The organism is Polaribacter sp. Q13 (assembly GCF_016858305.2).
Classification (GTDB): Bacteria; Bacteroidota; Bacteroidia; order Flavobacteriales; family Flavobacteriaceae; genus Polaribacter.
This window is the reverse complement of the sequence record NZ_CP074436.1, coordinates 4,389,057-4,404,025: the sequence shown is the minus strand read 5'-3', so window position 1 is coordinate 4,404,025 and position 14,969 is coordinate 4,389,057. Positions and strand designations below refer to the sequence as shown.

Annotated in this window: 12 protein-coding genes; 5 read left to right on the top strand and 7 right to left on the bottom strand. The window is 32.2% G+C overall.

Going from position 1 to position 14,969, the window contains the following annotated elements; all coding sequences use genetic code 11:
* Nucleotides 1-450 precede the first annotated feature (450 nt).
* The 5 genes from JOP69_RS18525 to JOP69_RS18505 all read left to right on the top strand — a co-directional run bounded on the left by JOP69_RS18525 (nucleotide 451) and on the right by JOP69_RS18505 (nucleotide 6,831).
* The gene (locus tag JOP69_RS18525) at nucleotides 451-936 is read left to right on the top strand and encodes an acetyl-CoA carboxylase biotin carboxyl carrier protein subunit (protein ID WP_203394678.1); all 486 of its coding nucleotides are present in this window, start codon (nucleotides 451-453) and stop codon (nucleotides 934-936) included.
* A gap of 88 nt (nucleotides 937-1,024) precedes the next feature.
* Complete coding sequence (accC, locus tag JOP69_RS18520; protein ID WP_203394679.1) at nucleotides 1,025-2,482, top strand: acetyl-CoA carboxylase biotin carboxylase subunit; 1,458 nt, start codon at nucleotides 1,025-1,027, stop codon at nucleotides 2,480-2,482.
* 178 nt (nucleotides 2,483-2,660) lie between these two features.
* Nucleotides 2,661-4,202 carry an acyl-CoA carboxylase subunit beta gene (locus tag JOP69_RS18515; RefSeq protein WP_203394680.1) on the top strand — a complete coding sequence of 514 codons (1,542 nt, stop codon included), beginning with the start codon at nucleotides 2,661-2,663 and terminating at the stop codon, nucleotides 4,200-4,202.
* Between the two features lie 69 nt (nucleotides 4,203-4,271).
* Complete coding sequence (locus JOP69_RS18510; protein ID WP_252191149.1) at nucleotides 4,272-6,164, top strand: DUF294 nucleotidyltransferase-like domain-containing protein; 1,893 nt, start codon at nucleotides 4,272-4,274, stop codon at nucleotides 6,162-6,164.
* Nucleotide 6,165: 1 nt separating this feature from the next.
* Nucleotides 6,166-6,831, top strand: coding sequence for a PolC-type DNA polymerase III (locus tag JOP69_RS18505; protein ID WP_203394681.1), 666 nt, complete (start codon nucleotides 6,166-6,168; stop codon nucleotides 6,829-6,831).
* A gap of 90 nt (nucleotides 6,832-6,921) precedes the next feature.
* On the opposite strand, the gene JOP69_RS18500 is transcribed toward JOP69_RS18505, so the two are convergent.
* From JOP69_RS18500 to JOP69_RS18470, 7 genes are all read right to left on the bottom strand, one after another.
* Nucleotides 6,922-7,266 (bottom strand): hypothetical protein, encoded by a 345-nt coding sequence (locus JOP69_RS18500; RefSeq protein ID WP_203394682.1) that lies wholly within the window; start codon nucleotides 7,264-7,266, stop codon nucleotides 6,922-6,924.
* A gap of 9 nt (nucleotides 7,267-7,275) precedes the next feature.
* Nucleotides 7,276-7,686, bottom strand: coding sequence for a GreA/GreB family elongation factor (locus JOP69_RS18495; protein ID WP_203394683.1), 411 nt, complete (start codon nucleotides 7,684-7,686; stop codon nucleotides 7,276-7,278).
* 703 nt (nucleotides 7,687-8,389) lie between these two features.
* Entirely contained in the window at nucleotides 8,390-9,715 is a 1,326-nt protein-coding gene (locus JOP69_RS18490; RefSeq protein WP_203394684.1) for a sigma-54 dependent transcriptional regulator, read from the bottom strand.
* 3 nt (nucleotides 9,716-9,718) lie between these two features.
* Entirely contained in the window at nucleotides 9,719-10,828 is a 1,110-nt protein-coding gene (locus tag JOP69_RS18485; RefSeq protein WP_203394685.1) for a sensor histidine kinase, read from the bottom strand.
* 15 nt (nucleotides 10,829-10,843) lie between these two features.
* Nucleotides 10,844-12,751: an acetate--CoA ligase gene (acs, locus tag JOP69_RS18480; protein WP_215602628.1), complete on the bottom strand. Its 1,908-nt coding sequence runs from the start codon at nucleotides 12,749-12,751 to the stop codon at nucleotides 10,844-10,846.
* 75 nt (nucleotides 12,752-12,826) lie between these two features.
* Entirely contained in the window at nucleotides 12,827-14,722 is a 1,896-nt protein-coding gene (locus tag JOP69_RS18475) for an acetate--CoA ligase (RefSeq protein ID WP_215602626.1), read from the bottom strand.
* Nucleotides 14,719-14,943 (bottom strand): hypothetical protein, encoded by a 225-nt coding sequence (locus JOP69_RS18470; RefSeq protein ID WP_203394686.1) that lies wholly within the window; start codon nucleotides 14,941-14,943, stop codon nucleotides 14,719-14,721. Before JOP69_RS18470 ends, JOP69_RS18475 begins: the two co-directional genes overlap by 4 nt.
* Between the last annotated feature and the right edge of the window lie 26 nt (nucleotides 14,944-14,969).

Sequence of the window (14,969 nt, the reverse complement as noted above, 5' to 3'; positions counted from 1 at the left end):
TGTTTCAACATCTTAACTTATCGAAATTTAACCTTCATAAGAGTCTGAAATAAATTCAGATTGCCAAAAAATTCTCTTTTTAGACAACTTCTAAATTAATGGCTTTATTATAAACAATTACTTTTCTTATTTCAGTATCCTATTTTTAGGGCGTTCCCAAAAAGGGTCGGGCTATTCGCTATATCTTTTTTACAAAAAGTAAAAAAGGATGCCGCTACTATCCCTAACGCAAAACAAAATCAACCTTATTTTTAATTTTCTCTTCTTTAATTTAAAAGTTTTATCAACACTAAAAAGTACTTATAAGACACTACTTATAAATAGTAGGTATCCGTATAAAATCAATATTTTTTCACTTAAAACTATATCAATTTAGCAACTTTAATCTAAACCACTTAAAAAGAAACCTTTAAAAAACATATATTTACAATCATTAAAATATATAAAAGGATGAAAAATTCTTATCAAGTAAAAGTAAACGATACTTTCGATTTTAACATTGACGAACAAGCTGTAAAAAAACTAGACACTTTACAAGTTTCAGATTCCGAATTTCATGTTTTAGATAATCATCTATCGTACAAAACTGAAATCACAAAAAGCAATTTTAATGAGAAATCGTATTCCGTAAAAGTGAAGAACACGGTTTATGATGTGAACATTCATGATCAATTAGATACCCTTATTAAAGAAATGGGGTTCGAAATTGGCATCACAAAAGAAGTCAACGAAATTAAAGCGCCTATGCCCGGTTTAATATTAGATATTAACGTTTCTGTTGGTATGGAAGTTAAAGAACATGATACCCTTTTAATTTTAGAAGCCATGAAAATGGAAAACGCGTTAACATCTCCAAGAGCCGGAATTATAAAAACGATTTCTGTTACAAAAGGAGAAACTGTTGATAAAGATCAACTTTTAATAGCCTTTGAATAAGTAAGAAATTTCTTCCTGCAAGGTTTTCAAAACCTTGTAGGTATTGACACATACGTTTACCATCTTTCATAAAACCAATAAATTTTATATGAAAAAACTTTTAATAGCAAACAGAGGAGAAATCGCCATTCGTGTTATGCGAACCGCAAAAAAAATGGGTATAAAAACCGTTGCTGTTTATTCTACTGCAGATAGAAATGCACCACATGTTCGGTTTGCAGACGAAGCTGTTTTAATAGGAGAAGCTCCTTCCAATCAATCTTATTTATTAGGAAATAAAATTATTGAAGTTGCTAAAAGCCTAAACGTAGATGCCATTCATCCTGGTTATGGTTTTTTATCTGAAAATGCCGATTTTGCAGAAGCCTGCGAAAAGAATAACATCATTTTTATTGGTCCGAAATCTAAGGCTATTAAAATAATGGGAAGTAAATTGGCGGCAAAAGAAGCTGTAAAAGCATACAATATTCCGATGGTTCCTGGCACAGAAGAAGCCATTACAGACATTCCAAAAGCTAAAATGATAGCAAAAGAAATCGGGTTTCCTATTCTAATAAAAGCATCCGCCGGTGGCGGAGGAAAAGGAATGCGTGTCGTAGAACACGAAATGGAATTCGAATCGCAAATGCAAAGAGCCATCAGCGAAGCGTTAAATGCTTTTGGTGATGGGTCCGTTTTTATAGAAAAATATGTTGCCTCACCAAGACATATCGAAATTCAGATAATGGCAGATACACTTGGCAATGTAGTACATCTTTTTGAACGTGATTGTAGTATTCAACGGCGTCATCAAAAAGTAATTGAAGAAGCTCCTTCTACTGTTTTGACTCCAGAATTACGTAAAAATATGGGAGAAGCAGCCATTAAAGTTGCAAAATCTTGTGATTATGTGGGGGCTGGTACGGTTGAGTTTTTACTAGATGATCATCATCATTTCTACTTTCTAGAAATGAATACACGCTTGCAAGTAGAGCATCCGGTAACGGAACTCATTACAAATACAGATTTAGTAGAATTACAAATTCGTGTGGCTCGTGGTGAAGTATTACCAATTACACAAGAAAACTTAAAAATTCATGGACACGCTTTAGAGTTACGTGTCTATGCAGAAGATCCTTTAAATGATTTCTTACCAAGTGTGGGAAATTTAGAGGTTTACAAATTACCAGAAGGTAAAAACATTCGTGTAGATAATGGTTTTGAACAAGGCATGGACATTCCCATTTATTACGATCCCATGTTATCAAAATTAATCACCTACGGAAAAACAAGAGAAGAAGCTATTGAATTGATGATTACCGCTATTCAGAATTATCAAATAGAAGGTATTGAAACCACTTTGCCTTTCGGTAGTTTTGTCTGTGAACATGATGCTTTTCGTTCCGGAAATTTTAATACGCATTTTGTTAAAAAGCATTATTCTGCAGAAGCCATAAAAAACAAGCAGCAACAAGAAGCTAAAATTGCAGCAATTATTGCCGTGAAAAAGTATTTAGAAGATCAGAAATTATTGAGGATCCCAGTTTCTAGTAGCAGTAGTCAGTAGCAGTATTCAGTATTCAGTATTCAGTATTCAGTATTCAGTATTCAGTATTCGAAAAAATAAAATTTAGATGTGTAAATTATTATTTTACAAAAAAGTAATTCAAATAAAGTCAACAAACACAAAACACTAGCAGCAAAACCTTGCGCCTTTGCGTCTTTGCGAGAAAACAAATACAATAATGGAATCAAAAATAAAAATCCTTAACGACAAACTTGCTCAATCCTATTTAGGTGGTGGACAAGATAAAATTGACAAGCAACATCAAAAGAAAAAATTAACCGCAAGAGAGCGTGTTTTATATTTATTAGATGACGGTTCTTTTGAAGAAATTGGCGCTTTAGTTACACACAGAACAAAAGAATTTGGTATGGAATATCAAGTTTATTATGGTGATGGCGTTGTAACTGGTTACGGAACTGTAAACGGAAGATTAACCTATATTTTTGCGCAAGATTTTACCGTTTTTGGTGGCTCTTTATCTGAAACTCATGCAGAGAAAATTTGTAAAATTATGGACTTGGCGCTGAAAGTTGGCGCTCCATTAATTGGTCTAAACGATTCTGGTGGTGCAAGAATTCAAGAAGGTGTGCGTTCTCTTGGTGGATATGCTGATATTTTTTACAAAAATGTACAATCCTCAGGTATCATTCCGCAATTATCTGCCATAATGGGACCTTGTGCTGGTGGAGCAGTGTATTCGCCGGCCATGACAGATTTTACCATTATGGTAGAGCACACCAGTTATATGTTTGTAACCGGACCGAGTGTAGTAAAAACGGTTACTAATGAAGAGGTAACAAGTGAAGAACTAGGTGGCGCAAGTACACATGCTACAAAATCTGGAGTGGCACACAAAACTTCTTCTAATGACGTAACTTGTTTAGAAGATATTAAAAAACTTTTAAGTTATCTACCTCAAAATAATAAAGAAACTCCTGCCCTATTACCTTTTAAATTACAAGATGAAATTAGAGAAGAACTTACTAGCATTGTTCCTTTAGATGCCAATAAGCCGTACGATATGCACAAAGTCATATCCGGAATTATAGATGAAGATTCTTTTTATGAAATCCATAAAGATTATGCTGAAAATATTATTGTAGGTTTTGCTAGATTAGGTGGAAGAAGTATTGGTATTGTTGCCAATCAGCCAAAAATTTTAGCAGGTGTATTAGATGTAAATAGTTCTAAAAAAGGTGCACGTTTTGTACGCTTTTGCGATGCTTTTAACATTCCTCTTTTAGTACTTGAAGATGTTCCAGGATTTTTACCCGGAACCGACCAAGAATGGAATGGTATTATTGTACACGGAGCAAAATTACTCTACGCTTTTAGCGAAGCTACCGTGCCAAGAGTTACCGTAATTACACGTAAAGCGTATGGTGGCGCGTACGATGTTATGAATTCTAAACATATTGGGGCAGACATGAATTTTGCATGGCCAGGTGCAGAAATTGCCGTTATGGGAGCTAAAGGAGCTGTCGAAATTATTTTTAAAAGAGAAATTAAATCGTCTGAAAACCCAGTAAAAAAATTAAAGGAAAAAGAAGCTGAGTATGCAGCACTTTTTACCAATCCATACAGCGCTGCACAACGTGGTTTTATAGATGAAGTAATTACACCAAAAGATACCCGAAGAAAGTTAATAAAAGCATTTTCTATGCTAGAAAATAAGGAGATAGTAAAACCAGATCGTAAGCACGGAAACATACCTTTATAAACCACAACTATTTAGCACAAAAAACAGCGGAATCATAAAAACCTAAATCGGATTTTGTAAATAAGAATCATGAACACTATTGCAAAACGCATCTCAGACTTTTTAAAGGACTTCCCTCCTTTTAACATGTTGCCAAAAGATGAATTATTGGCAATCAGTAAAGCTGTGGACATTCTTTATTTAGAAAAAGATTCCGATTTATTTATCACAGGAACACCCATAAAAAATCAATTTTACGTAGTAAAAGATGGTGCCATTGGTTTGTTTGAAGAAGAAACAAATACCTTAGTTGATGAATGCGATGAAGGTGATATTTTTGGTTTGCGCGCGCTCATACGTAAAGACAGTTACAAATTAACTGCAAAAGCCTTAGAGGAAAGTATTGTGTATAGTTTGTCTGCTGAATTATTTGAAAATTATATCACCACAAACTCAGAAGCGAGTGCTTTTTTAATGACGAGCTTTGTTTCTAACACACGTTATACAGAACCCAATTCTCAAAAACAACATCAATCTTCAGAGAAGATACAAGATTTTTTTGAAGAACAATCCATCGATTTTTCTAAAAACCCAATTCACTGTTCTCCAGAAACGAGCATAAAAGCGGCGGCAATTATTATGACGCACAAACGGGTTGGTTCTATCATTATTACCGAAAACAACAAACCTTTAGGCATTATTACCGATAAAGATTTACGGATTAAAATTGCTACAGGATTGGTTTCTATCGAAGAATCTGTTACTAAAATAATGTCTTCTCCTATAATTACATATCCAGAAAACATTACCGTTGCAGAAGCACAAATTGCCATGTTAAAATATAAAATTACGCATTTGTGTATTACCAAAGATGGCACACCAAATTCCGATTTAACAGGTATTTTATCTGAACATGATATTATTGTGGTAAGAGAAAATAATGCGTCTGCATTGGTAAAAGAAGTAAAACGAACCTCAACTCCCGAACAATTACATCAGATTAGAAAACGCGCAGAACAACTTTTAAAACGGTATATAAAACAGCAAATTCCTATTGCATTTGCAACAAAAATACTTTCTGCAATTAACGAAAGTATTACGCAAAAAATTATTGATCAAGCGATAAAAGAAATGCCAACCCCTCCTCCAACTGCTTTTGCATGGTTAGCCATTGGAAGTCAAGGTAGAGAGGAACAACTACTATTAACAGATCAAGATAATGCACTCGTTTTTAATGATGTTGATGAAAATGAGTATAAAAAAACACAACAGTATTTTTTAACACTTGCCCAAAAAATAAATCAAAAATTAGAAATTGTTGGTTTTGAATTGTGTCCTGCTAATATGATGGCAAGCAATCCTGCCTGGTGTTTATCGGTTTCTCAATGGGAACAACAATTTAAAAAATGGATTACAACGCCAGATCAAGACAACTTGATGTTGTGCTCTATTTTCTTTGATTTTGAATTTGTTTATGGTGATAAAAATTTAGTCAGCTCTTTAGCAGAAAGTATTTTTGAGTCTATAGAATCTCGTGATATTTTTTTAACGTATTTAGGTTTAAATGCTTTAAAAAATCCGCCACCGTTAAGTTTCTTTAGACAATTTTTAGTAGAACGAGATGGAGAGCACAAAGATCAGTTTGATATTAAAGCACGTGCAATGATGCCTTTGGTAGATGCGGCTCGTTTATTAATCTTATCAAAAAATATAAAAACACACAACAATACCATTGTTAGATATGAAAAATTAGCTGAATTAGAACCACAAAATAAAGAGGTCTTTTTGGCCTGTTTAGAAGCATTTAAAAACTTACTCTATTTTAGAACACAACAAGGTTTACTACATAACGATTCGGGTAGATTTATAGACTTACAAACATTAAGCAAAGCCAATCGTTTGGAATTAAAAAACTGTTTTAAAGCCGTAAAAGAGGTGCAAGATTTAATTCAGACTCGATTTAAACTTTCTCAATTTTTGTAGTATGAGTTGGTTCAGAAAAAAGAAGTATCCACCATTTTGGGAAACCTATAAAGAATGTTTCAAAGGGAAACAAAATGCTGAATTTGAAAAAATTCGTTTTGTGATTTTTGACACAGAAACGACAGGTTTAGACATCAAAAAAGACAGAATATTATCTATTGGAACCATCGCTGTTATTGATAAAAACATAAAAGTTTCTGACAGTTTAGAATCTTATCTTACACAAGATTTATTCAACGTAGAAACGGTAAAAATTCATGGTATTCTAAAGCAAGGAACTATACATAAAGTAACTGAACAGGAAGGGATCATTCAATTTTTGGAGCATATTAAAAATGCTGTTTTAGTAGCACATCATGCCGCTTTTGATGTTGCCATGATAAACCAAGCTTTAAAGCGTTTAAACCTACCAAAACTAAAAAATAAAGTGTTAGACACTGGGCATTTGTTTGTAAAATCAAAATTAGATACTTCTAAAAAACATTTTAGTTTAAATGAATTATCACTTCGATTTAACATACCTCAACATGATAGACATACGGCCTCTGGAGATGCTTATATTACCGCAATCTTATTTGTAAAACTACTTTGTGTTTTAAAGAAAAAGAATACCGTTCTTTCATTATCCTACTTGCAAAGAAGTAATGAAAGAATTGGACTATTATAATACATATATTCTATTTTTAGCATAAAAAAAAGGTAGCTCCAAATCTAATTTGGAGCCCCTACAAAAAAAACTAACTTAACAATTAGCAAATTAGACCATATTATTTTTTAAGCTTTTATAATTATTAAGGTGTTCTATATATAAATTTCTATTTTTTTTATGCTCATTGTAAAAAAACAAATCACATTCTAAATCAATACACTCTGTTGGCTTATTTAAGACATTTTTATATTCTAAAAGTGTGTTTCGGATCATCTTATTATTTTCAATAATAGTAGAAAACTCATTCCTTAAATTCATTTCTTTAAGACGTTCTAATTCAAGATCATTGCATTCACTTGAGATTTCACTCAGATCTAACATCCATCTTTTTACTTCATTTATACTTCTATTTTGAATTATTTGACTTTCAGATTGCTCATTATTTACCTGCATAATAATTTTTTATTTTGTTACAATTTCTTGTTGCATTACTTCTAACACCTTTAATTCTTTTGCTCCTCCCGGAAAATCCCATAAAATCAAATCACCTTTAGCATAGCCCAAAACTGCCGTACCCATTGGTAGCAATAATGAAATTTTATTTTCTAAAACACTTCCATTAGAAGGCACAACCAACTCAAAAGTTTTTTCCCATAAACCATCTAAAGAACTCACGGTTACAATAGAATTAAGCCTTACAACATCTTTAGGGAAATCTTTTTCCGCAACCACTTTAGTTACATTTCTTAACTCTTCTTGCAGTTTTAAAATATGACTCTTTACCGTTTTGGTTTCTATAATTTTATTTAAATTCAAGAGTTTTTCTATTATTGAAAACTCTTTTTCTTCAATAATTAATTGACCATACTTCATCTCATATACATTTTATTCTAAGGAAAAACACTACGTTAAACCTAGGTTCTTTTTAATCGTTCTATTATCAAAATAAAGTCCGCAGAACTTATGTCTACTTGTTTATTTTAGCAACATTTAATACTTTAAAAAACTTCTACGTATTCATTATCCATACTTACAGGAAAATGAATAATTAGTTCATTATTAGTAACACATAATATCTTTTTTGTCTTCGGATTTAAGTTTACTAATTCCGTAGCGTTTTCAAACTACTTCAATATGTTTTCTAACATGCCTTGTTTAGACTGTTTTTTTTGTTTTAATTCTTTTGTTAAAGTCGCCATAATTAAATAATTTCAAACTCTCTTTCACTTTCTGTGAAACTAAAGTTTGGCGTTAAAATAGGTGTTGAATTGGTTTTTATAAAACTCCTTTTTTCATACTCGCTACATGACCAAATAAAACTTTTATTTGATGTTAAACTGCAATCACTTGTGTGCAGGCAAGTAGTACATAAACTATTACAATTCATTTTCATAATTATATTTTTAATTACGATTACCTATATGCAAGCCATGTGCCATATTTTTCAAAAAGACACAAAATAAACAACAACCACCTATATATAAGTAACTTACACAAAATCTACTTATATAACAAAAAATAACAGCTGAGGAATATTTCCTCAGCTGCTACTATTTTACTCGTTTTTAAAAATGACTTATTTTAATTTCTCTCGAAGTGTTTTTCTATCAATTTGAAGAATTTCTGCTGCTTTTGTTTTGTTGTTATTGGTAGCTTGTAATACTTTTAAAATATAGGTTTTCTCAAACTCTTTTAAAGACAACAATTTATCCGTTTTAGTAAAATCAATTTGATACTTTATATGTCCTGGCAAATGCTCTACATCCACAATTCTATCCGACATAATAATAGCTCTTTGTATTACATTTTCTAACTCCCTTATATTACCAGGCCAATAATAATTTTTCAAAATTTGTAAAGCTTCTGGAGTCATTTTTAAATATCGGTCTTTGTATTCTATTCCGTATTTAAATAAAAATTTATCTACCAATAAAGGAATGTCTGAACTTCTTTCTAATAACGTTGGTACATTAATTTCTACAACTGTTAATCTGTAATATAAATCTTCTCTAAACCGTTTTTTTTCGATTAAATCTTTTAGTTCAATATTGGTAGCTGCAATTACTCTAACATCAATTTTTTCTGCTTTTTGAGAACCAACTCGTACCACTTCCTTTTCTTGTAAAACACGTAATAATCTTAATTGGGTTGCTAAAGATGCATTGCCAATTTCATCTAAAAAAATAGTTCCATTATTTGCTGCCTGAAAAAAACCTTTTCTATCTTTTTCTGCTCCAGTAAAAGCTCCTTTAACATAACCAAACAATTCTGATTCTAACAAATTTTCTGGAATGGCACCACAGTTTACCACAACAAAGGGCGCTGAGGAATATTTACCCATATAATGAATAGAACGCGCTACCAGCTCTTTTCCTGTTCCGCTTTCTCCATGAATAAAAACCGTTGCTTTGTTATTTTTTAAACGTTCTATAACGTCTGTAACTTTTTTCATTGCAGGAGATGCACCTATTAATTCTCCATAAGGCTTATGAATTTTATCTTCTTTTACTTTGGTAATTTTATCACCTTTAGGTTTCATTTCTAAAGATTTTAAAATTGCCGTTTTTAGTTCTTCTTTTGTAAAAGGCTTTGTAATATAATCTGCAGCACCAGACTTCATAACCTCTAAAGCACCTTGTATAGAAGGGAAACCTGTAACCACCAATTTTGGTATTTTAGGATAATGTGCAGACGCATATTTAATTAACTCCAATCCGTCTACTCCGGGCATTTGCAAGTCTGTAATTAATAAATCTATAGAGGTATCTTTTAAAATCTCTAAAGCTTCTTTTACAGAAATTGCTTTGTATGTATGGTAATTTAAGGACTGTAAATGTCTTTGTATGAGTTCTAAAATAAGAACATCATCATCTACAATTAGTATATTTTCTTTGTTTAGCATCTTTTAACTTTTAGGAAAACTAACAACAAAAATAGTACCTTTTGGCGAGTTTGGTTGATGAATTATGGTCCCTTTATGACTTTTAATAATTCCATGTACAACACTTAAACCTAAACCAGAACCATCTCCAATAGGTTTGGTCGTAAAAAAAGGATTAAAGATATTTTCTGAATTAACGGATTGAATTCCTTCTCCTTCATCAGAAATTCTGATTTGAATCTTTTTTGAATTCTCTAAAACATCAATGTTGATTTTCCCTTTAACTGGTGAAAAATAAATAGCATTGATAACCAAATTAAAAATTACTTGGGTTAACTGAATTTTATCAACTTTTAAGTAAATTTCATCACTAGAAAAAGTAATAGTACAATGAATGTTTTTTTTCTTAAAATTAGGATTCAACAAACTAATTGCCTCGTTAATAATTAAATTGATATTTACAGAAGTCATTTGCTGAGGCATTTCGCAAGAAAAAAACATTAATTTCTTTACCACCTCTCTAGAATAAATAGCACTATTAATTATTTTTTTTAAATCTTCACTTGCTACTTTATCGTCTTTATATTGTTCTTTTAACAATTCTGAAAAGCCCAAAATATTTGCTAAAGGCGTATTTAATTCATGTGCAATTCCTGCAGTAATTTCTCCTAAAATAGTAAGCCTTCCTGCTCTTTCAATTTGTCTTTTAGCAATTTCCTCTTTTTCAATTATCTGCTTTCGTTCTAAAAAGTCCCCAATTTCAGTAGCTATTTTATGCAACAATAATTTTTCTTCTTCTAAAAAAGAATTTTCAGAAAACTTTTGTTTTGAATACCCTACCGTTAAAGATCCTTTAATTTTACCAAAAGCCTTAACGGCTGAAATAATAAAAATAGCATCTTGTATTTTTCTTCCTTCTACAAAAACAAAATCTTCAATTTTAATTTCTACAAATGCTTCTTCCGGAAATCTTATGGCCTCCTTTACACTTGCTGCAATTTCCTTAAAAAGTGTGTTTATATCACTAAAATTATTATTATTATTATTACGAATTAAAGAGCTAACTTTATACAAACAAGTTAGCTCTTTAATACGTTCTTTTAATTTATCTTCAATAGTAATGTGACTTCCCATCAAAAATTATTTATTTTACAATCGATTCTCAATAATACCTTTTACTACTTCTGGGTTTAAAAGTGTACTTGTATCTCCTAAATTATCCATTTCATTACAAGCTATTTTACGTAAAATACGTCTCATAATTTTTCCTGAACGTGTTTTTGGCAATCCATCTGTAAATTGAATTTTATCTAATTTTGCAATTGGCCCAATTCTATCTGTTATCAATTGGTTAATTTCCTTTTGTAAATTATTATGATCTCTATATTCACCGGCATCTTTTAAGGTTATATATCCATACAATGCACTTCCTTTAATATCATGAGGGAAACCAACAATAGCCGATTCTGCAATTGCAGGATGTTCATTAATAGCATCTTCAATTGGTGCAGTTCCTAAATTGTGTCCAGATACAATAATTACATCATCTACTCTACCTGTAATTCTGTAATATCCAACCTCATCTCTAAGTGCTCCATCACCCGTAAAATACATGTCTTTATAGGCCGAAAAATAGGTTTCCTTATAACGTTGGTGATCTCCCCAGATAGTTCTAGCAATACTTGGCCAAGGATATTTTATACACAACCTTCCTTCTACTTGATTTCCTTTTAATTCGCCTCCGTCTTCATCCATTATAGCTGGTTGAATTCCTATAAAAGGTAATGTTGCATACGTTGGTCTTGTTGGTGTTACGTAAGGGATTGGCGTAATCATAATTCCTCCTGTTTCTGTTTGCCACCAAGAATCTATAATCGGACTTTTTCCTTTCCCTACATTATCATTATACCAGTGCCATGCTTCCTCATTAATCGGTTCTCCTACAGAACCTAGCACTTTTAAAGATGATAAATCATATTTTTCTATCAATGCTGTTCCTTGTTTTGCCAATGCTCTTATGGCGGTTGGAGCTGTATAAAATTGACTCACTTTATGTTTATCTACAATATCCCAAAAACGTCCAAAATCTGGATAACTTGGTACACCTTCAAACAATAGCGTGGTTGCTCCGTTTGCTAACGGGCCATACACAATATAAGAATGCCCAGTAATCCAACCGATATCTGCAGTACACCAATACACATCGTTTTCTCTATATTGAAATGCATTTTTAAAAGTATATGCTGTATACACCATATATCCTGCAGTTGTATGTACCATTCCTTTTGGTTTTCCTGTAGAACCAGAAGTGTACAAAATAAATAACGGATCTTCTGCGTCCATAATTTCTGCACTGCACTCTTTAGAAGCTTCATCTAACAAAGGTTGTAGCCATTTATCTCTTCCTTCTTTCATGTTGATAGCTGCATTGGTTCTTTTTGCCACCAAAACATTATTAACTCCCGGACATTTTTCTAAAGCTTCATCTACAATTCCTTTTAAATCGATAGATTTTTTCCCTCGATAAGAACCATCTGCAGTAATTACCATTTTACAGTCAGAATCATTAATTCTTGTTGATAATGCGGTAGATGAAAAACCTGCAAAAACCACAGAATGAATAGCACCAATTCTAGCACAAGCCAATAAAGAAATTGCCAATTCTGGAATCATAGGAACATAAATACAAACTCTATCTCCTTTTTGAACTCCGTGTTCTTTTAAAACATTGGCAAACTGATTGACTCTTTCAGACAATTGTTTGTAGCTAATATGTTCTGCGGGCTCATTTGGATCATTCGGTTCAAATAAAATAGCCGTTTTGTCTGCTCTCGTAGCCAAATGTCTATCAATACAGTTTTCTGTAATATTTAGTTTTGCCCCTTCAAACCATTTAATTTCTGGTTTAGAAAAATCCCAATCTAAAACATTATCCCATTTTTTTCTCCATAAAAAATGCTCTTCCGCTATTTCTTCCCAAAATACTTCTGGCTCTCTAATAGATTTTCTATAGACTTTAAAGTATTCTTCTAAGTGTTTTATGTGGTAATTACTCATAATATTTTTATTTAATTTTTATAAGGCATTTTACTATTAATGCCAAGTGTAACAAGTTGGTTTTATATACTTTCTTTATTTATGAATACCTATATGATGCCTCTGGTAAACGCTTTTTATTTCGTTTATAATTGCGATATCATCAATTGTTGAGGGTACATTATACTGCAGATCATCTGCAATATTTCGTAACAATTTACGAAGAATTTTTCCACTTCTAGTTTTTGGCAAGCGATTAACAACTAATACATCTCTAAAAGAAGCCACTGCACCAATTTCATGACGCACATCTTTTAAAATTTCTTTCTGAATTTTTTCTTCATTATAATCGTCACCCGATTTCAAAACCACTAAACCTAAAGGTTTCTGACCTTTTAAATCACAATGCACTCCAAAAACAGCACATTCTGCTACTGCTTTATGAGAAGCTACAACTTCTTCCATTTCTGCGGTAGACAATCGGTGTCCGGCAACGTTTATAATATCATCTACTCTCCCTGTTATAAAAACATAACCATCTTCATCTTTGTATCCTCCATCACCAGAGAAATAATATCCTGGAAAACGATTTAAATAACCCGCTTTAAAACGTTCTGGATTGCCCCAAAGATTCATTAAAGTTCCGGGAGGTAAAGGCAATTTCACGGCAACAAAACCTTCTACACTAGAAGCAACTTCTTCTCCCTCTTCATTTAAAATTCGAATATCATAACCACAAACCGGAAAACTTGCAGATCCGGGTTTTACTTCCTGCAAGGCTACACCCACCATATTTGCCACCATAGGCCAACCACTTTCTGTTTGCCACCAATGGTCTATCACCGGAACTTTTAAATGCTCTTTAGTCCAAGTTAAGGTCGCTACATCACAGCGTTCTCCTGCCAAAAATTGATATTTTAAACTCGATAAATCATATTTTTTAATCATCCTTCCGTTAGGATCTTCTTTTTTAATTGCTCTAATTGCCGTTGGAGCAGTAAACATCACTTTAACATTATGCTCACTAATTACGCGCCAAAAAGTAGAAGCATCTGGAGTTCTAATAGGTTTTCCTTCAAAAAGAATGGTTGTATTTCTATTTAATAAAGGTGCATACACAATATAACTATGCCCTACAACCCAACCAACATCACTTGCTGCCCAAAATACATCTCCTTTCTTAACACCATAAATATATTTCATAGAAAATTTTAAAGCAGTTGCATAACCACCAGTATCTCTAATAATTCCTTTTGGTTTCCCTGTCGTTCCCGAAGTATATAGAATGTAAGACGGATCTGTAGATGCCAAAGAAACAGCTTCAATAGAAGGAGATTTTTCAACCAAATCAATATAGTCTACATCGTAGCCTTTCTTTGGTACTTCTACCCCTAATTCTCTATCGAAAACAATTACCTTTTCTGGTTTATTTTGAGATTTCTCTATTGCTTCATCTACATAAGGTTTATACGGAATTATCTTTTCTATTTCTACACCACTAGACGCAGTAATAATCACTTTTGGTTTACAATCATCTATTCTGATGGCCAACTCATGTGGAGCAAAACCACCAAATACCACAGAATGAATAACACCTATCCGAACACAAGCCAACATAGCGAATAAAGCTTGCGGAATCATAGGCATATAAATAATACATGTATCCCCTTTTTTTAAACCTAAATCTTGCAATCCACCAGCGAGTTTAGAAACTTCGTGATGTAATTGATGAAAGGTAATATGTTGTTTTGTATTGGTTACTGGGGAGTCATAAATAATGGCATTTTGATCTCCAAAACCATCTTTAATATGTTTGTCTATGCACAAATAACTTAAATTAAGTTCGCCATCTGCAAACCATTGATGGTAGTTATAGGCATCTTTTGATAAAATAGTTGTTGGTGTTTTAAACCAATCTAATTTATTTGCATGCTTGCTCCAGAATTTTTCTGGCTGAAGAATACTTTTTTGATAAAATTCTTGGTATTTCATGATCTCGCTTTTTTAGAATTAAATAAGCCAAACCAATTAGGGTTTAATATTTTAAGTTTTATAAGTGCCCAAATAATAGTTACAAAAGAAAGACCTAAAACTACAGATAGTATAGGATCTATATTTCCACTATTTTCAAACTTAAACCTAAAATACAAGGTACTGATTGCATAAATGCTGATAAAAACATCTGATGCAAGTGCATTCAATTGATATTTCATGTCTTTAAATTTTAATTAAACATTGT